Source organism: Micromonospora echinofusca, from assembly GCF_017614955.1.
GTDB lineage: Bacteria > Actinomycetota > Actinomycetes > Mycobacteriales > Micromonosporaceae > Micromonospora > Micromonospora echinofusca_A.
In genome coordinates this window covers 1-24666 of the sequence record NZ_WVUH01000070.1, presented here as the reverse complement: position 1 = coordinate 24666, position 24666 = coordinate 1, and the positions used below count along the sequence as shown (strand labels likewise).

General features: G+C 70.3%; 25 protein-coding genes. 13 read left to right on the top strand and 12 right to left on the bottom strand.

Annotated elements, in window-relative coordinates:
* Positions 1–21 precede the first annotated feature (21 nt).
* Both GSF22_RS10965 and GSF22_RS10960 read left to right on the top strand, forming a co-directional pair.
* Entirely contained in the window at positions 22–777 is a 756-nt protein-coding gene (locus GSF22_RS10965; RefSeq protein WP_208813412.1) for an ABC transporter permease, read from the top strand.
* A 90-nt stretch (positions 778–867) separates the two neighbouring features.
* On the top strand, positions 868–2169 hold the full coding sequence (locus GSF22_RS10960; RefSeq protein WP_208813411.1) for an MFS transporter: 1302 nt from the start codon (positions 868–870) through the stop codon (positions 2167–2169).
* On the opposite strand, the gene GSF22_RS10955 is transcribed toward GSF22_RS10960, so the two are convergent.
* The 6 genes from GSF22_RS10955 to GSF22_RS10930 all read right to left on the bottom strand — a co-directional run bounded on the left by GSF22_RS10955 (position 2123) and on the right by GSF22_RS10930 (position 7011).
* Positions 2123–2776 (bottom strand): O-methyltransferase, encoded by a 654-nt coding sequence (locus tag GSF22_RS10955; protein ID WP_208813410.1) that lies wholly within the window; start codon positions 2774–2776, stop codon positions 2123–2125. The genes GSF22_RS10960 and GSF22_RS10955 overlap by 47 nt on opposite strands.
* 221 nt (positions 2777–2997) lie before the next feature.
* Positions 2998–3654 carry a Maf family protein gene (locus GSF22_RS10950; RefSeq protein WP_208813409.1) on the bottom strand — a complete coding sequence of 219 codons (657 nt, stop codon included), beginning with the start codon at positions 3652–3654 and terminating at the stop codon, positions 2998–3000.
* 30 nt (positions 3655–3684) lie between these two features.
* The gene (mycP, locus tag GSF22_RS10945) at positions 3685–4806 is read right to left on the bottom strand and encodes a type VII secretion-associated serine protease mycosin (RefSeq protein WP_208813408.1); all 1122 of its coding nucleotides are present in this window, start codon (positions 4804–4806) and stop codon (positions 3685–3687) included.
* Positions 4803–6149 (bottom strand): coiled-coil domain-containing protein, encoded by a 1347-nt coding sequence (locus GSF22_RS10940; RefSeq protein WP_208813407.1) that lies wholly within the window; start codon positions 6147–6149, stop codon positions 4803–4805. The genes mycP and GSF22_RS10940 overlap by 4 nt, the downstream gene beginning before the upstream one ends.
* Entirely contained in the window at positions 6146–6574 is a 429-nt protein-coding gene (locus GSF22_RS10935) for a hypothetical protein (protein WP_208813406.1), read from the bottom strand. Before GSF22_RS10935 ends, GSF22_RS10940 begins: the two co-directional genes overlap by 4 nt.
* Before the next feature lie 227 nt (positions 6575–6801).
* A complete protein-coding gene (locus tag GSF22_RS10930; protein ID WP_208813405.1) occupies positions 6802–7011 on the bottom strand; it encodes an acyl-CoA carboxylase subunit epsilon in 210 nt (69 codons plus the stop codon).
* A gap of 91 nt (positions 7012–7102) precedes the next feature.
* Here GSF22_RS10930 and GSF22_RS10925 point away from each other — a divergent pair, with 91 nt between their 5' ends.
* The gene (locus tag GSF22_RS10925) at positions 7103–9103 is read left to right on the top strand and encodes a serine/threonine-protein kinase (protein WP_208813404.1); all 2001 of its coding nucleotides are present in this window, start codon (positions 7103–7105) and stop codon (positions 9101–9103) included.
* Between the two features lie 145 nt (positions 9104–9248).
* Complete coding sequence (locus GSF22_RS10920; RefSeq protein WP_208813403.1) at positions 9249–9485, top strand: hypothetical protein; 237 nt, start codon at positions 9249–9251, stop codon at positions 9483–9485.
* 93 nt (positions 9486–9578) lie between these two features.
* On the opposite strand, the gene GSF22_RS10915 is transcribed toward GSF22_RS10920, so the two are convergent.
* Positions 9579–10331 (bottom strand): GH25 family lysozyme, encoded by a 753-nt coding sequence (locus GSF22_RS10915; protein WP_208813402.1) that lies wholly within the window; start codon positions 10329–10331, stop codon positions 9579–9581.
* 159 nt (positions 10332–10490) lie between these two features.
* Here GSF22_RS10915 and GSF22_RS10910 point away from each other — a divergent pair, with 159 nt between their 5' ends.
* The 3 genes from GSF22_RS10910 (at position 10491) to GSF22_RS10900 (ending at position 12848) form a co-directional block, all read left to right on the top strand.
* Complete coding sequence (locus tag GSF22_RS10910) at positions 10491–11228, top strand: M50 family metallopeptidase (RefSeq protein ID WP_208813401.1); 738 nt, start codon at positions 10491–10493, stop codon at positions 11226–11228.
* Positions 11229–11374: 146 nt separating this feature from the next.
* Positions 11375–11875: a SigE family RNA polymerase sigma factor gene (locus tag GSF22_RS10905; RefSeq protein WP_208813414.1), complete on the top strand. Its 501-nt coding sequence runs from the start codon at positions 11375–11377 to the stop codon at positions 11873–11875.
* A complete protein-coding gene (locus GSF22_RS10900) occupies positions 11868–12848 on the top strand; it encodes a hypothetical protein (RefSeq protein ID WP_208813400.1) in 981 nt (326 codons plus the stop codon). Before GSF22_RS10905 ends, GSF22_RS10900 begins: the two co-directional genes overlap by 8 nt.
* A 62-nt stretch (positions 12849–12910) precedes the next feature.
* Here GSF22_RS10900 and GSF22_RS10895 read toward each other — a convergent pair whose 3' ends face one another.
* Positions 12911–14494: an acyl-CoA carboxylase subunit beta gene (locus tag GSF22_RS10895; protein WP_208813399.1), complete on the bottom strand. Its 1584-nt coding sequence runs from the start codon at positions 14492–14494 to the stop codon at positions 12911–12913.
* 190 nt (positions 14495–14684) lie between these two features.
* Here GSF22_RS10895 and GSF22_RS10890 point away from each other — a divergent pair, with 190 nt between their 5' ends.
* Both GSF22_RS10890 and GSF22_RS10885 read left to right on the top strand, forming a co-directional pair.
* On the top strand, positions 14685–15575 hold the full coding sequence (locus GSF22_RS10890; RefSeq protein WP_208813398.1) for a biotin--[acetyl-CoA-carboxylase] ligase: 891 nt from the start codon (positions 14685–14687) through the stop codon (positions 15573–15575).
* 150 nt (positions 15576–15725) lie between these two features.
* Positions 15726–16304: a PH domain-containing protein gene (locus GSF22_RS10885; protein WP_208813397.1), complete on the top strand. Its 579-nt coding sequence runs from the start codon at positions 15726–15728 to the stop codon at positions 16302–16304.
* 37 nt (positions 16305–16341) lie between these two features.
* Here GSF22_RS10885 and GSF22_RS10880 read toward each other — a convergent pair whose 3' ends face one another.
* The 3 genes from GSF22_RS10880 to GSF22_RS10870 form a co-directional block, all read right to left on the bottom strand.
* Complete coding sequence (locus GSF22_RS10880; protein WP_208813396.1) at positions 16342–16971, bottom strand: MaoC/PaaZ C-terminal domain-containing protein; 630 nt, start codon at positions 16969–16971, stop codon at positions 16342–16344.
* Entirely contained in the window at positions 16968–17786 is an 819-nt protein-coding gene (locus GSF22_RS10875; RefSeq protein ID WP_208813395.1) for a GtrA family protein, read from the bottom strand. The genes GSF22_RS10880 and GSF22_RS10875 overlap by 4 nt, the downstream gene beginning before the upstream one ends.
* Before the next feature lie 78 nt (positions 17787–17864).
* A complete protein-coding gene (locus tag GSF22_RS10870; protein ID WP_208813394.1) occupies positions 17865–18440 on the bottom strand; it encodes a GtrA family protein in 576 nt (191 codons plus the stop codon).
* Positions 18441–18979: 539 nt separating this feature from the next.
* Between GSF22_RS10870 and GSF22_RS10865 the strand changes: the two genes are divergently transcribed.
* Genes GSF22_RS10865 through GSF22_RS10850 form a run of 4 tightly spaced genes read left to right on the top strand, consistent with a single transcriptional unit; the run spans position 18980 to position 23691 of the window.
* Positions 18980–20818: a phosphoenolpyruvate carboxykinase (GTP) gene (locus GSF22_RS10865; protein ID WP_208813393.1), complete on the top strand. Its 1839-nt coding sequence runs from the start codon at positions 18980–18982 to the stop codon at positions 20816–20818.
* Positions 20819–20855: 37 nt separating this feature from the next.
* Positions 20856–21740, top strand: a complete 885-nt coding sequence (locus tag GSF22_RS10860) for a hypothetical protein (RefSeq protein ID WP_208813392.1) — start codon at positions 20856–20858, stop codon at positions 21738–21740.
* Positions 21737–22864, top strand: coding sequence for a geranylgeranyl reductase family protein (locus tag GSF22_RS10855; protein ID WP_208813391.1), 1128 nt, complete (start codon positions 21737–21739; stop codon positions 22862–22864). Before GSF22_RS10860 ends, GSF22_RS10855 begins: the two co-directional genes overlap by 4 nt.
* 56 nt (positions 22865–22920) lie before the next feature.
* Positions 22921–23691, top strand: coding sequence for an isoprenyl transferase (locus GSF22_RS10850; RefSeq protein ID WP_208813390.1), 771 nt, complete (start codon positions 22921–22923; stop codon positions 23689–23691).
* A gap of 47 nt (positions 23692–23738) precedes the next feature.
* Here the strand turns inward: GSF22_RS10850 and otsB are convergent, their stop codons facing one another.
* Positions 23739–24563, bottom strand: a complete 825-nt coding sequence (otsB, locus tag GSF22_RS10845) for a trehalose-phosphatase (RefSeq protein WP_208813413.1) — start codon at positions 24561–24563, stop codon at positions 23739–23741.
* Between the last annotated feature and the right edge of the window lie 103 nt (positions 24564–24666).

The following is a 24666-nucleotide window of genomic DNA, read 5'->3' as shown; positions in this document are numbered from 1 at the left end:
CCCACCCGTCAGGAGAATCCCGTGAAAACCGCCCGCGACACCTGGCTGATCTTCCAGCGCCAACTCCAACTGCTGCTCCGCAACCCGGTCTGGGTCTTCGTCGGCGTCTTCCAGCCGGTGATGTACCTGCTGCTCTTCGCCCCGCTGCTCAAGCCCGCGCTGAACGCACCGAGCCAGGCCGAGGCGTACAAGATCTTCGTGCCCGGCCTGCTCGTCCTGCTCGCCATCTTCGGCGGCCTCTTCCAGGGGTTCGGCCTCATCGCCGAGCTGCGGGCCGGCGTGATCGAGCGGTCCCGGGTCACCCCGGTCAGCCGGCTCGCCCTGCTCCTCGGCCGGTCCCTGCGGGACGTGGTCTCCCTGATCGTGCAGGCCGTCATCATCACCGGCCTCGCGATGCTCTTCGGGCTCTCCGTCTTCATCGGCGACCTGCTGCTGGCGTACCTGCTGCTGGCGCTGATCGCCCTGATGACCTCGGCCGTCTCCTACGGCGTCGCACTGCTGGTCAAGAGCGAGGACGCGTTGGCGCCCCTGATGAACACCATCGCCCAACCGGTACTGCTGCTCTCCGGCATCCTGCTGCCGCTGACCTTCGCACCCGGCTGGTTGCAGGGCATCGCCGAGTGGAACCCGTTCTCCTGGGCCGTCGACGGTACCCGCGCCCTCTTCGCCGGTGACCTCGGCAACGACCGGGTCTGGCAGGGCCTGCTGATCGTCTCCGTCCTGACCGTCGCCGCCGTCACCTGGGCCGCCCGCGCCTTCGCCCGCAGCGTCCGCTGAGGTGTAAGGAAGGGCCCCCGGTTAACGTTTCCGGTAGAGGAAGGGCCCCTTGTTAACACCCCGGGGCCGCGTGCACAGGTCAGCCGAGAGATGTCGCTCTCACCAGCGACGACCCGGCTCCGGAAGCGTCGTAGCGTAACGGGCGTGCCCCACCTCACCCGTGACCGCGCCACCTGGTTCGCGTACGCACACCTGGGCCTCTGGGGCTTCTTCCTCTACGGCTTCGGGCCGCTGGTGCCGTTGCTCCGCGACGAGCAGGGCACCAGCGCCGCCGTGGCCGGCCTGCACAGCACCGGGATCGCGGTCGGCGCACTCCTCGGCGGGGCGGCCTTCGCGCCGCTGGCCCGCCGGCTCGGCCGGTACCGGAGCAGCTGGCTCGGCCTGACCGGGGTGGCCGTCGGCGTCGTCGCGCTGGCCACCCTGCGCCCACTGCCCGCCACGCTCGGCGCCACCGTCGTCATCGCCACCTTCGGCATGCTGGTGATCAGCGGAGTCAACGTCGTACTCACCGAACGGCACGGACTCGCCGCGCCGGCCGCGCTCAGCGAGGCCAACGCGGCCTGCGCCGGCATGGGCATCCTCGCGCCGCTGGCCATCGGCGTCGCCGTCGCCGCCGGGCCCGGCTGGCGGGCGGCCCTGGCCGTCGAGGTCGGCCTGATCGCCCTCGTCGCCCTGGTCGCACTCGTCACCCGGGTACCCCGACCGACCGCCCCGACCGTACCGGCCACCGCCCGCAGCGCCCCGGCCCGGCTGCCCCGCGCCTACTGGGTCGCCTGGCTGCTGATGGCGGTCACCGGCTCCATCGAGGTGTGCCTCTCCCTGTGGACCGCCGACGTACTCCGTTCGCATGCCGGCCTCTCCGCCGGAGCAGCGTCCGCCGCCGTCGCCGCGATCGTCGGCGGGATGTTCCTCGGCCGGCTCGTCGGCGGCCGGTTCGCCCTGCGGTACCCGCCGGTCCCGTTGCTGTTCGGCGCACTCGCCGTGTCGCTGGTCGGGTTCACCGTCTTCTGGGTGTCGCCGGTCGGCTGGCTCGCGGTCACCGGGCTGTTCATCCTCGGCACCGGCAACTCCATGCACTACCCGCTCGCCATGTCGGTCGCCTTCGCCGCTGCCGGACCGGCTGCCGACCGGGCGGCCGGCTATGCGTCGTACTCGATGGCGATCGGCTTCGGGATCGCCCCCGTCGCGCTCGGCTGGGTGGCCGACGGGGTCGGACCGCACCTGGCCTTCCTGCTCCTGCCCGGCTTCATCGGGCTGGCGGCGCTGCTCGCCTCAGGTGTTAGGAAGGGCCCCTTCTTATCGCATTCGGTAGAGGAAGGGCCCCCTCCTAACCACGATGCCACCCTCAGCAGCGCCGGGCGAGCGTCAGACCGTCGGCCACCGGCAGCATGACCCGCTCGACCCGTACGTCGGACATGATCTCGTCGTTGAACGCGGCGATCGCCCGGTCGGCCGCGTCCTGCGGCGCGAGTACCCGACCGCCGCGCAGCACGTTGTCCACCGCGATCAGGCCACCCGGGCGCATCCGGGGGACCAGTTCCGCCCAGTAGACCGGGTAGCCGACCTTGTCCGCGTCGATGAACGCGAAGTCGAGGTACGGTTCGTGGGGCAGTTCGCGCAGGGTTTCACCGGCCGGTCCGATGCGCAGCTCGATCCGGTCGTCCACACCGGCCCGCGTCCAGTAGCGCCGCGCGATGTCGGTGAACTTCTCTGAGATGTCGAAGCAGGTCAGCCGACCGTCGGCGGGTAGTCCTCGGGCGATGGACAGGGCCGACAGGCCGGTGAACGTGCCGACCTCCACCGCCTGCCGGGCCCCGACCAGCCGGGTGAGGAAGGTCAGCAGTGCGGCCTGCTCGGGCGCGACCTGCATGTGCGCGTCCTTCGGCAGGAGCGCCAGGGTCTCCTCGGCCAGCTCGTTGACGAGTGCATCCGGCGGCGCGCCGTGCGCGATCAGATACTCGTGCAACTCTTCGGTGATGGGCAGCGGTTTCGTGGTCATGATCGGACGCTATCCGACCTGCCGCCCGACCGGGAGGCGGTTCTTGACCAGCCCGGAAAGGTCCATCAATCTATTGAAAGATGTGAATAATTCGGGTCATCAGGGCCACCGACACCTGTCCTCCCGCATACCGTCCGGAAGGCAGGCTGTGGTCGTACCCTGAAGTGCCCTCACCGGTCCCGCGCCGCGCCGTTCCCTGGTCAGCGGATCGATGGTTTCGCTCAGGTCAGCGGCTCCACCGCCTGGCCACCCGGGGCGACCCGGCTCCACAGGTCGGTGACACTCAGATCAAGCTCCGCGAGCAGGCCGCGCAGCAGCGGAAGCGAGAGGCCGACCACGGTACCCGGGTCACCCTCGATCCGTTCCACGAACGCCCCACCGAGCCCGTCGATGGTGAACGCGCCAGCCACCGCCAGCGGCTCACCGGTGCCGACGTACGCCGCGATCTCCTCGTCGGTGACGTCCGCGAAGTGCACCGTCGTCGAGGCGACCGCCTCCACCCGGCACTCACCGGCCACCTCGATCAGGCAGTGCCCGGTATGCAACACTCCGCTGCGCCCCCGCATCCGCTCCCAGCGTCGCGTCGCGTCGGCCGGATCCGCCGGTTTGCCGAGGATCTCACCGTCGAAGGCGAGTACCGAGTCGCAGCCGAGCACGAGCACCTGCGGATCACTGATCGGCAGCAGCCGCCCGACGACGGCCTGCGCCTTGAGCCGGGCGAGTTGCAGGCACAGTTCTTCGGCGCTCTCGCTCGTCACAATGGACTCGTCGACACCGCTGACCAGCACTTCCGGCTCGATGCCGGCAGCCTGGAGGAGCTTACGCCGGGCCGGGCTCGCCGAGGCCAGCACGAGGCGGATCGGGTTCTTCGTCTGCACGTCCGATGACGGTACCGGTTGAGCCGGACGTCATCCGACGGCATGCCGACGTTGACGCCACCAGAGCAGGCCGGTCAGGCCGGCTACCCCGAGAACGCCCAGGGTGAGCAGCGGCAGCCGCCAGCCGGGAGTTTCATCCCCAGCGGGGCCGGCGGCGGTCGCCGTCGCGTTCGGCGTGGTGGCGCCGCTCGCGCCCGGTGATTCAAACCCCAGCGGAGGTACGTCTGCCGTCAGCGCCGCCACGATGTCGAGTACGCCGTACCCGTACTCCTCGTCGCGGCCGGGGGCGCCCTTGTCCACGGCGGTGGCGGTCAGGCGGTGGACGACCTCCTGCGCAGGCAGGTGGGGGTACTTGCTGCGAACCAACGCCGCCGCCCCCGCAACGATCGCCGTCGCAGCCGACGTACCAGTTCCTAAGGAATATTTTCCTTTGTGGCTGGTACTGTAGATGTCATTCCCAGGAGCGACTATCTGTAACTCTCTTCCGGTTACAGATACCCCCGAGTGGTTGCCGGACTTATCTACTGCGCCGACGGCGACTACGTCTTCTAGTGCGGCCGGGAAAGTGACCCCAAAATCTCCAGGAGCATTTCCGGATGCCGCAATTATTACTACTTCTGCCGAAGCGGCTTCCGCGACGGCTTTAGCTAGCTTTGGTGTCGATCCACCTCCGGTTGAAATATTTATGACTGTTGCCCTATTTTTTACTGCCCAGCGGATGCCTTCGGCAATCTTGTCAGGGTCTCCTGGGGTATCTCCTGGTAAGGCGTATATGGGAAGAATCTTTGCTTCTGGAGCCACCCCTAATGCTCCAGAGCTTTGGCTTCGCCCGTGTGCTGCAATCAGTCCAGCCATGCTTGTGCCGTGACCGTCTCGGTCTTTTGTGCCGCTATTGTTTCCTCCTCGGGTGATGTCAGTTCCCGGGAGGAGGTTGTTTCGCAAATCAGGATGAGGTTCCACCCCTGTATCGATAACCGCAACTGTTACGCCCGCACCTTTGGTTATTTTATGTGCTTCGCCTACCCGTAGGTATGCGAGGTGCCATTGGTTGTTTCGAATTTCATCTGATTGCAGCCTGGTGGCCGGCGGAAGGATTAAACCAGTTGTTGTTAGGGCAATCGACAGGGCGGCTCCGGCAATGAGAACATTCATCGGTCTAAGCCGATTGCAGGCCCGGGTTCGATCCGAACTGGCTTATCTGTGTGCCGCACTATGGGGTCAACCCCTTCTGCTGTTTCCCAGGGGTCGTTGCGGTCCCAGACACTATCTTGCTGCCTCGACTCTCTCTGGCTGCTGTTAGGATGCCAGCTCGCGCCTGCGGGAAGCGGGTCGAATCTGTTGGATGGAGTTGTTCGATTAGTATGCGTCCCTGGCTGTGAGCCGTTATTGCTGGCTATGCTTCTGCCCGCGCTGCCGCTACCAATCATGCCGCCTACGGGATTGATCCTCTTTTCTGGTGCTGTACGTGTTGAGGGCTGGGAGAGCGCGGCTCCGGATGTTCCTCCGATGATATTTCCTGAATGCGGGCTGCGACCACTAGCAGGACTATTAGTACTGCTAGTAGCGGCTAGGTCCTTCGCGCGGGTGACCGGGCTGGAAGCGGGCGGCAAGCCGATGCTCGCTGAAATGCCTACTGGGTGAGCGCCCCCTCCTGTCGTTGACGGCGGCGTATTCGGTGGACTGAATGCCGACGGTGCGGGCTGGACGGGATGAGATGAAGCAGGGGTGCCGGCGCTGCCCAAGATCGGCCCTATGCTGGCGGAAGGAAATAGGTTTCCTGGTCGGTTGCTTGCGGGTGCAGGCGTTCCCGATGAGCTTCTGTTTTGGCTAAGTGGCATCGGAATGACCGGCGGAATCAGAGGCTGATCATTCGGATAGACATCTGGATTATTGGGATATTTGGTTGCCTGGGATGCAGGGGGAGGTTGTCTCAGTTGGGCCTGGGCCTGACGGAGTTCACCGCTCAGCCCGGTCATCAACTCCCGGGCCTGGATGTTGAGCTTCTCCAACTCGTCATCCTCGACCGGGGGCCGTAGGCCCCGTACGTTCGCCATGCCTGCGGTCCGGAGCCGGGTCAGGTTCTCCTCGTACTCCTGCTTCTGCTGCTGTTTCTCGGCGTACTGGTCATGGATGGCGCGCAACCTGGTGCGGGTGGCGCCGATCGCGGTGGTGGCCGCCGAGAAGGTGTCGTAGTTGGCGGCTGCCACGTCGTGGGTCTGCCGCAGGCTCTCGATCAGGTGGTCCAGGCGGTTGACGTACTCGCGGGCGGCGCTGCTCCGTTCCGGTGGCCAGGCCTGCACCAGCCGCTCCCGGTACTCGGTCAGTCTGCCGAGGTGGGTCATGGTCAGTTCGCAGGTACGCCGCCAGCCGACGACGAGTCGCCAGTGGTTGCCGGTGTCGTGGTCGGCGAGGGTGGCCCAGATGGTGGGTACGTCGAGCAGGGTCCAGTTGGTGCCCCCGAGATCCGTGGTGGCACCGCTGCCGCGTTCGATCATGCGCCCGCTCCCGGCTCGGCGACGGGCGGCACGGGTGCAGGCGCGGCGGCGGTGCCGTCGAGAGCCTTCCGGACGTCCCCCACCCTTGCGGCGGCGTACGCGTCCGCCCCGGCGTACTGCTTGCTGATCCGGTCCGCCGCCACCGCCAGCCCGCCGGTCGCGTCCCGGAAGAAGTGGACGAGGTTGCTGGTGGCCTGCTGGGTGTCCCGGTGGGCCTGAAGAAAGTGGACCAGCTCGACGAAGGCGTCACACGGGTCGGGCAGTTTGACGCTCATGTCGTCGTAGAGCCGGGCCAGGTGCGGGATGTAGTGCTGCCGCACCTCCTTGTCGAGGGCGGCGGCGAACTCCTCCATCCGGTCGAGGTCCGCCTCGATGTCGCCGTACCCCTGCAACCAGGCCGGCGGACGGTCTTCCTCAGGGATCACGGTCCCTCCCCAGGCGTGACGACCCAGTTTCCCTGAGTGAGGTTAGTGGGTGCGTCCCGTCACCGGCAGCCCTGCCGGACGAAACCGACCGCGACGGCCTTACGAGACCGACCGCGACGGCCTTACGAGACCGACCGCGACGGCCTTACGAGACCGACCGCGACGGCCTTACGAAAGCCGGTCGGGATGGCCCGGATCGGTACCGGTCGCGATGGCCCGTACCAGTGTCAGCGTGGCAGGCCGGTGGCGCGCCAGGCACCCGCACCGGCGGTGGGCGTGGCGGCCGGTCGGCCGCTCCGCGTCCAGGCGGACAGGGCCGGCGGGGGCGCGACCGTGGACGGTCGGGAGCGGACGAGCACCGCCCCGACCAGGGCGGCCAACTCCTCGGGGGTGGGTGTGCCCCGGACCACCCTGAACAGCGGCTCTTCGGCAGACATGTGGCAATCGTACGCGTCGCTTTCCCGACCCGGACCACACCGTGGCGTGCCGCCGGTGTGGTGCGGGGTCGAGGCGGGTAAGTTTTTCGAGATGTCCAACGCGCTTCCCCAACTGGTCGCTGGCCGATACCGGCTCATCTCGCCGCTCGGTCAGGGCGGCATGGGTCGCGTGTGGAAGGCCCGCGACGAGGTGCTCCACCGCGATGTCGCGATCAAGGAGCTGGTCCCCCCGCCCGGTCTGACCGACGACGAGCGCCGGGAGATGCGGGAACGCTCGCTCCGCGAGGCCCGCGCCATTGCCCGACTGAACCACGTCAACGTGGTCCGTGTCTTCGACGTGCTGCGTACCGACGGCGATCCGTGGATCGTCATGGAGTACGTCCCGTCCCGCTCGTTGCAGGACACGCTCGCCGCTGACGGGCCGGTGTCGCCGGTCCGGGCGGCCGAGATCGGTCTGGGCGTGCTCGGGGCACTGAAGGCGGCACACAAGGCCGGTGTGATGCACCGGGACATCAAGCCCGGCAACGTACTGCTCGGCGACGACGGCCGGGTGGTGCTGACCGACTTCGGTCTCGCCACGGTGCCGGGTGACCCGAACGTGACGCGTACCGGGCTGGTCCTCGGCTCGCCGGCGTACATCGCCCCCGAGCGGGCCAGGGACGGCACCGCCGGGCCGGAGGCGGATCTCTGGTCGCTGGGCGCGACGCTCTACGCCGCGGTGGAGGGGCATTCGCCGTTCGCCCGGCCGTCGGCGATCGGCACGCTCGCCGCGCTGGCCACCGAGCCGCTGCCCCCGGCGAAGAACGCCGGCCCGTTGAAGGCGGTCCTGCACGGCCTGCTGCGGAAGGACCCGGCCGAACGGATCGACGCCGACGTGGCGGAGCGGCTGCTGCGGCGGGTGGTCGGCAAGCGGTCGCGGAGCGCGATCTCACTGCTCGACGGGGTACGCCGTCCCGGCCCGAACGGTCCGCGCCAGCCGCGCGGTCCGCTGGTGCCGGCACCCCGCCCCGCCCAGGACGAGCCGGACGCGGCGACTCCGCCGCCGGTCGCGCCGGTGCCCGCCGGGGATCCCGGTGCGACCCTGAAGGCGTCCGCCGAGGATGCCGCCCCCACCGCCAGGGTGTCCCCGGAGGATGCCGCCACGGCCAGGGTGTCGTCGGACGACGCCGCGCCGACGGCGCTGGTGCCGGCCCCGGAGGACCGGTCCGCGCCGACCGCCAGGGTCGAGCCGCAGGAGCCGGCCGTTCCGGTACACCCCGATCCGGTACGCCCCGATCCCGGCCGCCCGGCCCCGACCGCGACCATGCCGGCGCAGGTCGGTCCGGACCGTGATCCGGTCTCCGGTCGGGCCACCGTGCTGCCGCCCGCGCCCGGCGGGTCCGCCGGCCGCCGTAAGGGCCTGCTGATCGGTGTGCTCGTCGTGCTGCTGCTGGTCGTTCTGGCGGTGGCGTTGCCGACGCTGCTCGGCGGGGACGGTGACGACGAGCCCGGCCCGGGGCCGCAGGCCGGTCGGACCTCCCAGGCGACGCCCGGTCGGTCTGCTGCTCCGCAGACGTCGTCGGCGGCACCCCCGACCTCGGCGGCACCGAGCTCCCAGCCGCCCAGCCCCACGCTGGCCGGTCAGGGTGACCCGGTGGTACCGGCGGGTTGGCGGTTGCACACCGATCCGACGGGTTTCAAGGTGCCGGTGCCCGAGGGCTGGTCGGTACGCCGGGAGAAGTTCGGTTCCGGCCCGGAGGACTGGCGGGTCCGCTTCTCCGACGGTCGTGGGCGCTCGCTGCTGATCGACCAGACGACCACGCCGAAGGGCAACGCGGTGGCCGACTGGACGGCGCAGGAGGCCGCCCGGAAGGGTCGGTATCCGAACTATCGCCGGGTGACGATCCGTGAGATCGACTACTGGGACGAGGCTGCGGACTGGGAGTGGACGCAGACCTCCAACGGTCGCACCATCCATGTCCGTAACCGGGGCTTCGTCACCGCTCCGGACAAGGGGTACGCGATCCGGTGGGACACGCCGGCGGATGTCTGGGACGAGAACGAGGCCGTCTTCAAGATCATCGCTGACGGCTTCCGGCCGGTCCGGAGCTGACCTCCCGGCGCCACCGTCCTGCTGCCGGCCGATCCGGGTCCTGATTGATGGATCAGTAATCGGATTGATGGATGAGTGACCGGGCGGCATGAAAGCCCGGTGGTCGGGGTACCACTTCCTTCGACGACGGAAGGAGGTACGGCAGATGAGTTACCGACGGAAGGCCGGCAAGCCCCGACTCGCACTCTGGATGCTCGTCGCCCTGGGCGACGTGGCCCTGCTCCTCGCCAGCGGCGGGCTGCTCGCCATGATCGCGCTCGTCGGCATCGTGACCGTGGCCGTCGCTGCTGCGGGTGGCTGGTTGCTCCGGCGGCGTAACGCCCCCGTCCGGGGCGGTGCCACTGTGCCGGTCCGGGTCCGGGGCCGCAACATCGCGTCATGATCGTCTGCGGTCGAGCTGCACGACACGCCGGACCGCGTACCGGAGAACCGCAGACGATCATGACGTCGCTGGCGACGGACGGTGCCGCCGGCCTCAGGCGGTGTTGTTGGCCAGCGCGATCAGCCGCGACCGGTCGCCGTTCCAGTAGTTCCGGTCGACGTTGCCGCTGATCCCGGAGACGCTGCCGGTGCTGGTGTACTGCCAGAAGCTCCAGACCGACGCGCCGGCCGGCAGGGTGCCCGGGCTGCTCGACCAGCGGGCGATCCAGAGTGGATGGTTGGCCCAGGGGCCGGTCCAGCTGCCGGTGCACTGGTTCCACCAGCTCGTGGTGGTGTAGATGACCGCATACCGGCCGGTGCGCGAGCGGTACGTGTTGAGGAAGTCGGCGATCCAGCTGCGCATCCCGGAGGTGGTGAGCCCGTAGCAGTAGCCGCCGCTGTACGGGTTGCCCTCGATGTCCAGGGCGGCGGGGAGGGTGCGGCTGTCCGCCGACCAGGCGCCGCCGTTGGAGGCCAGGTAGTTGGCCTGGATGGCGCCGGAGGAGATGTTCGGCCGGGCGAAGTGGTACGCGCCCCGGATCACTCCGGCGTAGTAGGCGTTGGTGTAGTTGGCGTTGAAGTTGGGATCCTTGTAGCTGGTCCCCTCGGTGGCCTTGATGAAGGCGAACTCGATGCCGGCGTTGCGGACGCTGGTCCAGTTGATGGTGCCCTGGTAGCGGGACACGTCGATGCCGGCCACGGTGGCGGCCGAGGCCGGGGCGGTGGTGGCGACGAGCGTGGCGGCGGTGGCGGCGACCACGGCGAGGCCGGCGGCGAAGAGCCGGCGCAGCGATCTGGTGCGGATCATGATTCCTCCCTGAACGCCGTACTATTGACGACCATCTTTGAAGAAATCTGCCTTGAATCGCAATAGCTGGTAAAAGATCCTTCGGATCGACGTCCGCTGTCGGGGGTACCGTTCGGGAAAGGTGTCCCTGCGGGCGCCGGTCGGCTACGCTCGCGCCCCATGTTCTCGATCGACGGGCTGACCACGCTCTGGGACCGGCTCCTCGGTGCCCAACCCGACCCGCCGCCCCTGCTGCTCCTCGGTACCGCCGTCGTCGCGCTCGTCGTGGTGGCGACCCGGACGCCCTGGCGGATCGCCCGTAACGCCGTCACCATCGCCCACGAGGGCGGTCACGCCCTGGCCGCCCTGCTCACCGGGCGGAAGCTGCGCGGTATCCGGCTGCACTCCGACACCTCGGGGCTCACCCTCTCCGCCGGCCGCCCGACCGGGCCCGGGATGATTCTCACCCTCCTCGCCGGCTACCTGGCCCCCTCCCTGGTCGGTCTGGCCGGCGCGTGGCTGCTCGGCGGCAACCGGATCACCCTGCTGCTCTGGATCACCGTCGCGCTGCTGCTGGCCATGCTGTTCATGATCCGTAACGTCTTCGGCATCCTGTCCCTGCTGGTCACCGGCGGGATCGTGCTCGCCGTCTCCTGGTACGCCGATCCGCAGGTCCAGGCCGCGTTCGCGTACACCGGGGTGTGGTTTCTGCTGCTCGGCGGGGTACGGCCGGTCGGTGAACTGCACACCCTGCGGCGGTGGGGAAGACTGCCGGAGTCGGACGCGGACCAGTTGGCCCGGTTGACCCCGTTCCCGGCACTCTTCTGGGTGGGCCTGTTCGGACTGGTCAACCTGCTGGTGCTGGCGGTCGGTGCGGCCCTGCTCGCCGGCCCGGCGCTGACCGACCTGCTCGCCTAGCGCGCGTCGATCATGGACTTCTGGTGCCTGACGAAAGGCGTAGAAGAGGGTAACCCGCCCACCACCGGTCCATGATCGACAGGACCCGGCAACCGGTCACCCCGGCCCGCGCGTGTTGCCTGCGACCCACCAAACCGGAGGTGCAGGTGCCCGACGTCGACGGGTTCGACGAGTTCTACCGGGGCAGCCGGCAACGGCTGCTCGGGTACGTCTACGTGCTGACCGGCGACCTCGCGGAAGCGCAGGACGCCGTCCAGGAGGCGTACGTCCGCGCCTGGCAACGATGGTCGACCATCGGTGGGTACGAGGACCCGGAGGCGTGGACCCGTCTGGTCGCCGCCCGGATCGCGGTGAGCCGGTGGCGCAGCCTGCGCAGCCGGGCCCGCGCCTACCTCCGGCACGGTGCGGTGGAGACGACCCCGGCACCGACCGGCGACACCGTGGACGTGGTCGCCGCCCTGCGCCGGCTCCCCGAGGAGCAGCGCACCGCGATCGCGCTCTACTACCTGCTCGGCATGCCGGTGGCCGAGGTGGCCCGGGAAACCAACGCCCCGGTGGGCACGGTCAAGGCCCGACTCTCCCGGGCCCGGACCGCCCTCGCCGGACTGCTCGCCGTCGTGGATCTGGAGGAGGCCCGCGATGCCTGAGACACCCGACCATCCCGACCAGGCCACCCAACTGGTGGAGCGGATCGCCGCCGACCTGGCGAGCATCCGCTGGGCGTCACCGACCGAGATCCGGAACCGGGCCCGCCGCCGGGCCCGCCGCCAGGCCGCCTCCGGCGCACTGGCCCTGATGGTGGTCGTCGCTGCGGCCTCCGCCGTGGGCTCGGTGGTCCGTCCCGACCGGACACCGTCGCCGGTGGCTGCCACGCCGGTACCCACCACGCCGGACACCGTGCCGCCGGTACCGCCGGAGGGTGCCCCGGCCCAGCCGGTACCGTCCCCGCGCAGCAGCGTGTGGCCGGATCCCACCGTGCAGGGGGCCGCCCCGACGACGCCCTTCGCCCGGACCACCGTCTCCACCGTGCCGACCGCGATTCCGGTCGACGCACTGCTGCAACCCGGGGACCTCGGGGCCGACCTGCTGCTCGGCGCGACCGAGACGACCGACTTCGCCCCGGTACGCCCCATCGCCGACAGCCTCGTGTCCTGCCCCGACTACGCCACCCTCGACCGGTACGACGGAGTGGCGGTCGCCTTCCGGCGGCACGCCCTGCTCCGCGACCCGGCCGACGGTGACCCGGTACTGCGTCAGGAGGTGGGCCGGTTTCCCGGCGGCGCGGCCGGCCGGATCGTCGACGACGTGGACCGGGCCGTCGCGGTCTGTGCCCGGTACCGGTCACCCGGACCCACCTACGAACGCCGGCTGCTCGACGGTTGGGGCGAACACGCCTGGTCCAGGGTGGACCGGGGGTTCGCCGGGGACCAGTCGATGCTGCTGCGTCACGAGATCGCCCGGCAGGGGTCACCGGGATCGGTGGTCTACCTGGTCGCCGTGATCCGGGTCGGGGACCTGGTCACCGTGGTGACATCGGCCGACCTGACCGGGGAACGGGCCCGGGAGATGGCCGCCACCGCCGCCGCCCGGCTCTGCCGGACGGCGAATCCGGGCTGTTGACCGGAGCCGGCCCGGGAGTCCGGGCCGGCTGCCGGCCGCGTCCTCCGGCCAGGCCACGGCGGTCAGAGCGGGATGTTGCCGTGCTTCTTCGGGGGCAACGTCTCCCGCTTCGTCCGCAGCACCCGCAGCGCCCGGACGATCTGCGCCCGGGTCTCGTGCGGCGGGATGACCGAGTCGACGTAGCCGCGTTCGGCCGCCACGTACGGGTTGGCCAGGGTGTCCTCGTACTCGGCGATCTTCTCGGCCCGGACGGCGGCCGGGTCCTCGGCGGCGGCCAGCTCGGACCGGTAGAGGATGTTCACCGCCCCCTGGGCGCCCATCACCGCGATCTGCGCGGTCGGCCAGGCGAAGTTCAGATCCGCACCGAGGTGCTTGGAGCCCATCACGTCGTACGCCCCGCCGTAAGCCTTGCGGGTGATCACCGTGACCTTCGGGACGGTCGCCTCCGCGTACGCGTAGATCAGTTTGGCGCCCCGGCGGATGATGCCGTCCCACTCCTGGCCGGTGCCGGGCAGGAACCCGGGCACGTCCACGAAGGTCAGCACCGGGATGTTGAACGCGTCGCAGGTCCGTACGAAACGGGCGGCCTTCTCCGAGGCGGCGATGTCCAGGCAACCGGCGAAGTGCATCGGCTGGTTGGCCACCACGCCGACCGGGCGCCCCTCCACCCGGCCGAAACCGACCACGATGTTCTGCGCGTAGAGCGGCTGGACCTCCAGGAACTCCCCGTCGTCCAGGACGTGCTCGATCACCCGGTGCATGTCGTACGGCTGGTTGGCCGAGTCGGGGATCAGGGTGTCCAGCTCCCGGTCGGCGTCGGTGACGTCGAGGTCGGCCGGCGCGTCGAAGACCGGCGGCTCGTCCAGGTTGTTCGCCGGCAGGTACGACAGCAGGGCCTTGACGTAGTCGATCGCGTCGGACTCGTCGCTGGCGAGGTAGTGCGCGTTGCCGCTGCGGGTGTTGTGGGTACGCGCGCCGCCCAGCTCCTCCATCGCCACGTCCTCGCCGGTGACCGTCTTGATCACGTCCGGCCCGGTGATGAACATGTGCGAGGTCTGGTCGACCATCACGGTGAAGTCGGTGACCGCCGGGGAGTAGACCGCACCACCGGCGCACGGCCCCATCACCAGCGAGATCTGCGGGATGACGCCGGAGGCGCGGACGTTGCGGAAGAAGATCTCGCCGTACAGGCCGAGACTGACCACGCCCTCCTGGATGCGGGCACCCCCGGAATCGTTGATCCCGACGACCGGGCAACCGATCTTCATGGCCAGGTCCATCACCTTGACGATCTTCGAGCCGAAGACCTCACCGAGGGAGCCGCCGAAGACGGTGAAATCCTGGGCGAAGACGCAGACCTGCCGGCCGTCCACGGTCCCGTACCCGGTCACCACACCGTCCCCGTACGGCCGGGTCCGGTCCAGCCCGAAGTTCGTCGAGCGGTGCCGGGCCAGCTCGTCCAGCTCGACGAACGAGCCCTCGTCGAGCAGCAGCTCGATCCGCTCACGGGCGGTCTTCTTGCCACGGGCGTGCTGCTTCTCCACCGCCCGCGCCGACCCGGCGTGCACCGCCTCGTCGACCCGTCGTTCCAGGTCCGCCAGCTTGCCGGCGGTGGTGTGGATGTTGACCTCGGTCTCGGTAGTCACCCGTGGAATATAACGATGGTTCAGGCCGCCGCCGCTGTGCACTTCGCCTCACCACCCCGCCGGGCGGGTCACGCCACCCCGGCCCGCGCGGTCGCCCCGCCCGGAGCGGGTGGGGCGTGAAGCCCGGCCGGGTATGTCCGGGCCGGCCTCGGACGGGTCCGGCCGGTCCGGCGGGTCGTACGCTGACCGGATGCCAGGCTCCCCGTACACCGATCTGGACCGCCCGCCGCTGGACGTGCGCCGGCTGCGCCGGGCGTTGCTCGCCCCCGCCGGCCCCTGGCGACGGTTGGAGCTGCACGCCGAGACCGGCTCGACCAACGCGGACGCCGCCGAAGCCGCCCGGGCGGGTGAACCGGAAGGGCTGGTGGTCGTCGCCGAGCGGCAGACGGCCGGCCGGGGACGACGGGACCGGACCTGGCAGTCACCGCCGCGGGCCGGCATCGCGGTCAGCGTCCTGCTCCGCCCCGGGGAGGCCGTGCCCGAACGGGACTGGCCACCGGTGCCGACCTCCGGCTACGGCTGGCTGCCGCTGCTCGCCGGAGTCGCCCTGGTCGAGGCGGTGAACCGGCTGGCCGAGGTGGACGCCGTGCTCAAGTGGCCCAACGACCTGCTGGTGGGTGGGGCGAAATGCGCCGGCATCCTCGCCGAGGCGGTACCGGGTGGGATGATTCCGGGCGGGGACTCCCTGCCCCCGGCGATCGTGCTCGGCATCGGGCTGAACGTCACCCTGCGCGCCGACGAACTGCCCCCGAACCCCACCGGACTGCCGGCCACCTCACTCCGCCTCGCCGGTGCCGTCGCCACCGACCGGGATCCGCTGCTGCGGGCCCTGCTGCGCGCGGTCGCCGGCTGGTACGACCGCTGGCGGTACGCCGGTGGGGACGCCGGTGCCTGCGGGCTGCACAGCGCCTACCTGGAGGCCTGTGACACGGTCGGCCGGACCGTGCAGGTGCTGCTGCCCGACGGCAGCGCACTGTCCGGTACCGCCACCGGGGTCGATGACGACGGGCAGCTCTTCGTCCGGACCGCCGCCGGCGAGCGCCGGGTCTCCGCCGGCGACGTCCTGCACGTCCGGATGTAAGGAGCTGTAAGGAAGGGCCCCTGCTTAACGCTTTCGGTAGAGGAAGGGCCCCTTCTTAACACCTCAGGTCCCGACCGCGCGGCTGACCCACCGGATCCCGTCGAGCGACTACGGTCAGCGCGGACATCGTGTGTACCCGAGGAGGTTGGGGTGGCTTTCCCCGAGGACGTGCTCACCGAGGACGAGCAGGTCGTCCTGCACCTGCACCCGCACTGGAAGGCCCTGGTGGGTCCGGGGCTGGTCCTGGTGCTCGCGGTCGCCGCCGTGGTTGCCGGGTTCGTGCTGCTGCCGGATTCCGGCGGCGGCTCCATCGGGCTGTACGTGATCTCCGCCCTGGCTCTGGCGCTGGTGCTCTGGCTGGCGCTGCGTCCGTTCCTGGTCTGGCGGACGACCCACTACCTCTTCACCAACGAACGGGTTCTGCTCCAGCACGGGGTGGTCTCCCGGGACCGCCGGGACGTCCCGCTGGCCCGGATCAACGACTACTCGATGAACCAGCGCTTCCTGGAGCGGATCTTCGGCTGCGGCACGCTCACCATCGAGTCGGCCGGTGAGCGGGGCCCGGCGGTACTCACCGACGTGCCCGGGATCAGCCAGGTGCAGACCCGGCTCTACGAGCTGGTCGAGGCACACCACGACCGGCACTCGCTGGGGGACGGCGAGATGCGGGAGATGCTGGCCGACCTGAGCGAGGGCAAGCCGTTGCGCGACCACCCGACCACGACGTAGCGGGTACGCCGGGCGAACGGGGCGCGTGCGGTACCGGTCAGCCGGTCGGGTCAGGCTGCCCGATGGGCCGGAGTTCACCGGTGGGACTGCGGTCACCGGCGGGGCCGAGTTCATCGGTTGGGCCAGGCTGCCCGCTGGGGCCGAGGTCACCGCTGGGGCCGAGGTCACCGGTGGGGCGGAGCAGGAACCAGCCACGGAACCGGGTACGCAGTACCTCGGATTCCGGCTGGTCGTCCGCGCCGAGCCGGAGCATCGTCCCGACCAGGGTGACCGTGCCGAGGCCGGGCCGCGCCGCGGACGGCTTGCTGCCCATCACGTCCAGGCGTACGGCGAGCCGGTCACCGGCGCGTACCGGGGCGAGCCAGCGCAGCTCCTCCAGCCCGGGGGAGGCGTCGGCGGCGGCCCGGGCCAGGACGTGGTCGACGTAGGCGCGCATGAACAGGCTGACGGTGAAGAAACCGCTGGCGATCAGGCCGCCGTGGTGGCTGTTCGCGGCCAGCTCGGCGTCGACGTGGTACCACTGCGGGTCGTACCGGCGGGCGAAGGCGAGCATCTCGGCCCCGTCGACCCGGGTGACGCCCAGGTCGAAGGTCCGCCCCGGGGTGAGGTCCTCGAAGAACAGTTGAGCCTCGGCGCCCGTACCCGAGCGCGCCGTGACCGCGTTCACCGGCCGGTGGACCGTCGGGCGGCGGCCTGAAGTTCGGCCTCCCACTGGGCAGCCAGTTCGGCGTCTATCGTGCTCTCCTCGTAGTCGGGTCGGAGCCGGGCGAGGTGGCCGGCGCCCCGTGGGCCGGCGAGTCGCCCCGGTGCCGGTCGGGGGCCGGTGCCGGGCACGGTCGGTTCGGTTGCCTCGAGTTCGGTCACGGACCCGGCCAGGTCCGCCACGGGGTCCAGTTCGGCGACACCCTGCGCGGGCGGGGCTGTCCCACCCGATCCGGCCCGGGTGGTGGTCTCGGCAGGCTGCACCACAGCGTCCGGCGCGGACTGCACTGTGGTGGCCGGCCCGGCGGTGGTCTCGCGTACGGGGTCGTCCGAGCTGGTGACCACCGGTGCGGGCTGGAAAACGAAGGTGCGGTACGACCAGAAACGGAAGAGCGTGCCGAGCAGCACGCCTCCGGTCTTCGCCACGTTCAGGGCGAGCAGGCTGGTCAGCCCGAAACCGTACTTCGCCAGGGCGAGGACACCCAGTTCGATGAGAAGTCCGGTCGCGTTGAAAAGGAAGAAAAGGGCATACTCGCGACGCAGGGCCGATTTGGGGCGATCTCGGTACGTCCAGTGCCGATTCATCAGATAGGACGTGATCGTCGCCACGATGGTCGCGATGACCGTCGCCTTCAACTGACCGTCGGAGAAGACGGTCAGTGCCAGCGCGTTGAACACCGCGTAATTGATGACCGTGTTGATGCCGCCGACCACGCCGAATTTGAGCGCCTCGTGGATGAACTTCTGCCAGCGCGCGGGCAGCAGACGGACAAGACGCATGCGGAACACCTTAGGGCAGTCGGGCGGTCGGACCGGTCCGACCGGGTCGGGTGGGCGCGGAATCACGCCCCGGCAGGGTCAACGCCCGGGGTCCTTCCGGGTCGTGTCTCGTGTCCCCGCAGCGACGAAGACGAACCGTCGGTAGGACCAGAATCGGAAGAGCGTCCCCAGGCCGGTCCCGACGATGTAGCTGGCGAGGTTGTCGGCGAGCGGGGTCTGGAACACCTCCGGCCAGACGGCGCCGAGCCCGTACCGGCTGATCGCGAGGCAGGCGAGCCCGATGCCGAGTCCGACCGCGTTGAAGAAGAAGAAGAGCAGGTACTCCCGGGCCGGGTTGCTGCGCTCGCGGTGCCGCCAGGTCCAGAACCGGTTGCCGACGAAGGCGACCGAAGCGGCGATCACGGTGGAGACCGCCTTCGCGGTGAGCGGCTCGATGCCCAGCCCGGTGGTGGCGTAGTTGAAGAGCGCGAAGTCCACGACGAAGGCGATCCCACCCACGGTGGCGAACTTGCTCATCTCGTGGATCAGGTGACCGAACCGGTCCAGCAGCGAACGGAGCGGGCCGGCGCGTGTCCCTGGCGGGCTCGGCTGGTCTCCGGTCGCGGTCGCGGGCACGGGTCGAGCGTACCGGTTGACCTGACCGGTGCCTGACATCAATACCCGGTCGTCCGTCGCGCGCCGTACCGCGCCCCGGGCGGGCCGTCCGCGTCCGCCGCCGACGGATCAGCCTCCGCCTCCACCACCCTTCTGGTCGATCATGAAGTTGTTGGCGACATAACGGACACAGGTGAACAACAACTTCATGATCAACAACAGGTGGCGGGCGCGGGGTTCTGCGGCGCGGTGGGTCGCGCCCGGTCCGCTGATCGGGTGAGGGGGCGTTCACGCACCGTCGAAGTGGGTACCCGGAATCGTGGCTGATGTGTCGACGAAAAGGATGGGGTTTCCCACACCATGTGACGCAGTTTTCCGCAAGATTTGCGTGAAACTGCGCGTGAAAGCGGGTACTAGCTCGTGATGCCGCACCTGATCCGCATCTTGTGCAGTTCTTCACAACCAGTCCCACTGACGGGCCGGGAGCCCAGGTTTACGCTGAGCGCAATCCCAGGTTCCCACGTCGGCGAGGCGGATAGCCGTCCGTCCGAATCGTGCATCCCATAGATCGGTCAGCGTCGACCACAAGGAGATGTGTCATGGTTGCTCCGGCTGCTGTCCGGGGTCTCGATCAGGCCCCGACAACCCATCCCAAACTGCTTGCCTGGGTTCGAGAGGTCGCGGAACTCACCACCCCCGAGCGGGTGGTCTGGGTCGACGGGTCCGATGAGGAGTGGCGGCGGCTCACCGACGAACTCGTCGACGCCGGCACCCTGATCCGGCTCAACCCGGAGAAGAAGCCGAACTCGTTCTACGCCCGCACCGACCCGTCCGACGTGGCCCGGGTCGAGGAACGTACGTTCATCTGTTCGGTCGACGAGGCCGACGCCGGACCCACCAACAACTGGATGGCGCCGGCCGAGATGAAGCGCACGATGACCGATCTCTACCGCGGTTCGATGCGCGGCCGGACGATGTACGTCATCCCGTTCTGCATGGGGCCGCTGGAGGCGGAGCAGCCCATGTTCGGGGTGGAGATCACCGACAGCCCGTACGTGGTCGCCTCGATGCGGATCATGACCCGGATGGGCAGCAAGGTGCTCGCGGCGATGGGGGACGACACCGACTTCGTGCACGCGCTGCACTCGGTGGGTGCCCCGCTCGCCCCCGGGCAGCGGGACGAGGCGTGGCCGTGCAGCCAGACCAAGTACATCTCGCACTTCCCGGAGACCCGGGAGATCTGGTCGTACGGCTCCGGGTACGGCGGTAACTCGCTGCTCGGCAAGAAGTGCTACTCGCTGCGGATCGCCAGCGTGATGGCCCGGGACGAGGGCTGGCTCGCCGAGCACATGCTGATCCTCAAGATCACCTCGCCGGAGGGGAGGACCCACTACATCGCGGGTGCCTTCCCGTCGGCGTGCGGCAAGACCAACCTGGCCATGCTGGAGCCGACCATCCCGGGCTGGAAGGTCGAGACCATCGGTGACGACATCGCCTGGATGAAGTTCGGCTCGGACGGGCGGCTCTACGCGGTCAACCCGGAGTTCGGCCTCTTCGGCGTGGCGCCCGGCACGGACTGGAAGACCAACGCCAACGCCATGCGTACCCTCGACCGGGGCAACTCGATCTTCACCAACGTCGCGCTCACCGACGACGGCGACATCTGGTGGGAGGGGATGGGCGAGCCGCCGGCCCACCTGACCGACTGGAAGGGCCAGGACTGGACGCCGCAGAGCGAGGGCCTCTCCTCGCACGCCAACAGCCGGTTCTGCACCCCGATCAACCAGTGCCCGATCCTCGCCGACGAGTACGACGACCCGCAGGGCGTACCGATCGACGCGATCCTCTTCGGCGGCCGGCGCCGGGACACCATCCCGCTGGTCACCGAGGCCCGGGACTGGGTGCACGGGGTCTACATGGGGGCCACCCTCTCCTCGGAGACCACCGCCGCCGCGTCCGGCGCGGTCGGCGTGGTGCGCCGCGACCCGATGGCCATGCTGCCGTTCATCGGCTACCACGCCGGTGACTACTTCCGGCACTGGATCGAGATGGGCAAGGGCACCGACGGCGACGAGTCGAAGCTGCCAAAGATCTTCTACGTCAACTGGTTCCGCAAGGACGCCGAGGGCGAGTTCCTCTGGCCGGGCTTCGGCGAGAACTCCCGGGTGCTCAAGTGGATCATCGGCCGGCTGGAGGGGACCGCCGACGCGGTCGAGACCCCGATCGGCATGGTGCCCACCCAGGACGCGCTGGACGTCGAGGGCCTGGACATGACCCCGGAGGACGTCCGGATCGCGCTCAAGGTCGACCCGGAGGAGTGGCGCCGGGAGTTGCCGCTGGTCACCGAGTGGTTCGAGAAGTTCGGCGACAAGCTGCCCGGGGTGCTCTGGGCCGAGCTGGACGCACTGCGGGCCCGGCTCGACGCGCAGTCACGGTAGGTGTAATCGCCGCCCGCTCCGGGCATCATCAACAGTCATGACGAGGACGGCCGCCGCGACCAGACCGGTCCGGCGGCCGTCCGCCGTCCGTGCGCTGACCGCCCTGCTCGCGCTCACCGCAGCGGCCACCGTCGTGGTCGAGCTGCTCAACTGGCGGTACGCCCCGGAGCAGGGCTTCCCGCTGGCGGTACGGACCGGCTGGGCACTGCTGCGCTCGCTCGGCTTCCTGATCCTGATCTGGCACGTGCGCCGGGGACGCGCCGGCTCCCGCCCCCTCGGGCTGATCCTCGCCCTCACCACGGTCTTCGCGGTGGGCCGCTTGATCGTGCCCCGCAACGGGGTACCACCGTTACCCGGGGTGCTCGGCTTCGCCGTGCTCACCGCGCTCTGCGCCGCCGTGGTGCTGCTGCTCTACCGGTCGCCGGCCGTCGGCGGGTACCTCACCCGCCACCCGGGCCGGCTGGTCATCGACCGGCAGGGGATCAGCTGGCGGGAGGGGGCACCCCAGCGCCCGCAGGTGGCGGGCTGGCTGCTCACCACCCGGGTCGCCGCGTTCACCTACAGCCCGTTGATGCTGGTGCCCTGCCTGGTGGCGGTCGGTGCGATCGTCGACGGCCGGCTGATCGCCGTACCCCTGGTGGTGCTCTGGTTCGTCGCCGGGATCGCGGTCAGCTACGCGGTCATGCTCAGCACCTTCTTCCTGCTGCGCGGGCGGCGCTGGGCCCGGGGACTGCTGGTGGCGGTGACCCTCGCCGCGCTCACTGTGGACCTGCCGCTCTGCTGGCTGCTCCTCGGCGCGGACGGCCTGATCCGCGACGGTGCCCCGCTGGTGGCCGCCGCCGCGGTGGCGCTCTACGGGCTGCGGCGGGCCGACCGACCCGCAGCCGGGGCGGTACCGGCCGATCCGGTGACCGCCCGGTGACCGACCTCTACGACGTCGCGGTGGTCGGTGGGGGACCGGCCGGGGCGAGTGCCGCCCTGGCCGCCCGGCGGGCCGGGGCCCGGGTCGTGCTGCTGGACCGCGCCGACTTCCCCCGGGACAAGGCGTGCGGCGACGGGATCGCCGCGCACGCCCTGGACGTCCTCGCCGACCTGGGCGTACCGGACCCGGTGGCCGGGTTCCCGCCGGTATCCGCGCTGCGGCTGGTCGCCCCGGGCGGGGTCGAGGCGCTGCGCCGGCTGCCCCGGCCGGCGCACACCGTGCCCCGGCGGGTCTTCGACGCCCGGCTGGTCGCCGCCGCCGTGGCCGCCGGCGCGGTACTGCGCCGGCACACCGTACGTCGGGTCGAGCAGCGGGCCGACCGGGTGGTGCTGGACGGGGTACTGGCCGCGCGGGCGGTGGTCGGCGCGGACGGCGCCGGTTCGGTACTGCGCCGGGCGCTCGGTCACCCGGTCAACCCGGACCGCCACCTGGCCCTGGCCATCCGCGGGTACGCTCCGGCGCCACCGGGACCGCCCCGGCAGGACATCGTCACCTCGGCGGTGCGCTGGCCGGCGTACGCCTGGTCCTTCCCGATCGGGGACGGCCGGGCGAACGTCGGGTACGGGGAGGTGCTGCGCGGTCAGCCGCTGAACCGTGCCCACCTGCTGGACCGGATGGCGGACCTGCTCCCGGCGGTGGACCCGGCCACGGTGACCGACCTGCGGGCCCACCATCTGCCGCTGTCCACCCACCGGCCGCCTGCGGGGCGGGACCGGATCGTCCTGGCCGGTGACGCGCTGTCGCTGATCAATCCGTTCACCGGCGAGGGGATCTTCTACGCGGTGCTCTCCGGTGCGCTGGCCGGGGCGGCGGCGGCCCGGCACCCGGCGTACGCCGCGCGCCGGTACGCCCGGGCGTTGCGGGGTCGGCTCGGCACCCATCTCCGGCACAGTTCGGCGGCGGCGTTCCTGGCCCGCCGCCGGTCGGTGGTCGACGCGGCGGTCCGGGCCGCGCGGGACGACCGGCGGTCCTTCGACACGCTGGTCGAGCTGGGTCTGGGTGACGGGCGGCTCGACGGACGGACCCTACGGGTGATCGCTTCCGGACTCGGACGCACGGGGTGACGACATCCCCGGCGTCGGCACCGTCGGGGCTGGCCCCGGTCGCTACTCTGCAAGGGATGACTCTGCGGAACCTGATCTACTCGATCTACGAGCGGCGGCTGACGGCGAAGCTCGCCGGCAAGCCCGTGCCCCGGCACGTGGGTGTGATGTGCGACGGTAACCGCAGGTGGGCCCGGGAGATGGGCTTCGTCGACCCGAACGACGGTCACCGGGTCGGCGCCGCCAAGATCAAACATGTACTCGGCTGGTGCGACCAGGCTGGTATCGGCCACGTCACCCTCTACCTGCTCGCCACCGACAACCTGCGCCGGCCGGCCAGCGAGCTGGACCCGCTGCTCCAGATCATCGAGGATCTGGTGACCGAGCTGGCCGAGGAGGGCAACCCCTGGCGGCTGCGGATCGTCGGTGCGCTCGACCTGCTGCCGACCCAGACCGCCACCGCGCTGAAGTCGGCGCAGGAGAAGACCCGGGACCGTTCCGGGGGAGCGCAGGTCAACATCGCGGTCGGGTACGGCGGCCGGCGGGAGATCGCCGACGCGGTGCGCTCGCTGCTCTACGACCACGCCGCCAAGGGCGGCACCATCGAGGAACTCGCCGAGGTGCTGGACGTCGAGCACATCGCGGAGCACCTCTACACCCGGGGGCAGCCCGACCCGGACCTGGTCATCCGGACCAGTGGTGAGCAGCGGCTCTCCGGCTTCATGCTGTGGCAGTCGGCGCACTCCGAGTTCTACTTCTGCGAGCTGAACTGGCCGGACTTCCGGCACATCGACTTCCTCCGGGCGCTGCGCTCGTACGCCAACCGGCAGCGCCGGTACGGCGCCTGACCGACTCGTCCAGGCCCCGCCGGTCAGCTCAGCCGCCGGTCGCCGGGTCAGCTCAGCCGGTGGACCGCCTCGGTGAGGAAGTCGCCGAGCGCCTCCGGTGAGTCGATCGTCAGGTCGGCTGCCCGGGAGACCTCGTCACCGGTCTCCGGGTTGGCCACCGCGACACACACGCCGAGGAAGTCCGGGTCACGGTCCTCCCGCGCGCGGAGAGCGGCGAACGCCTTGATGTCGGAGACGTCGTCACCGAAGTACCAGGCGCAGGCGGCGTCGCGGACCGCGGTGTCGATGACCAGGCCCTTGTCCTGGTCGCCCGGTGGCTTCAGCTCGATGACCATCCGGCCCGCCTGGACCCGGAGCCCGAGCCGGTCGGCCTGGGCGCGCCCCCACGCCTCGACGGTGTCGGCCAGGGCGGGCACCGTGCGGTAGTGCAGGGCGACGGAGAGGCGCTTGTACTCCACCAGCGTGCCGGGCGGCAGCTCGGCGCGGGCCCGCTCGGCCAGCTCGGCCATGGTCGGCACCCAGGGCAGGGCGGCCGGCTCGGTCACCGTGCCGCCGCCGGAGTGACTGTGCTCCAGGCCGTAGAGGCCGTAGAGGTCCACTCCGGACAGGGCGCCGAAGTGCTCGCGCAGGAAGTCGACCGGGCGGGCCGAGACGATGGCGACCCGCTGGACGATCCCGGCGAGCGCCTCGAGCGCGGCCAGCACCTTGGGTGCCGGCTGCACCGCCGTCGGGTCGTCGCCGACGGGCGCCAGGGTGCCGTCGAAGTCGAAGAAGAGCACGCACCGACCGGCCCGGCCAGAGGTGGCCCGCCAGGCCTGGTCAGCGGTCAGCGGACGGAGGGGGCGCTGGTCGCCCGGATTGTTCGGCGGCACGCCGGTCAGCGTACCCCGGTTGCCCGGTGCCAACCGTACCGTGATGTGTTGCTCACTTTCCGCCCACGGTGCGGTGCGCCCCCACCCCCGGTCGGACTCAGTC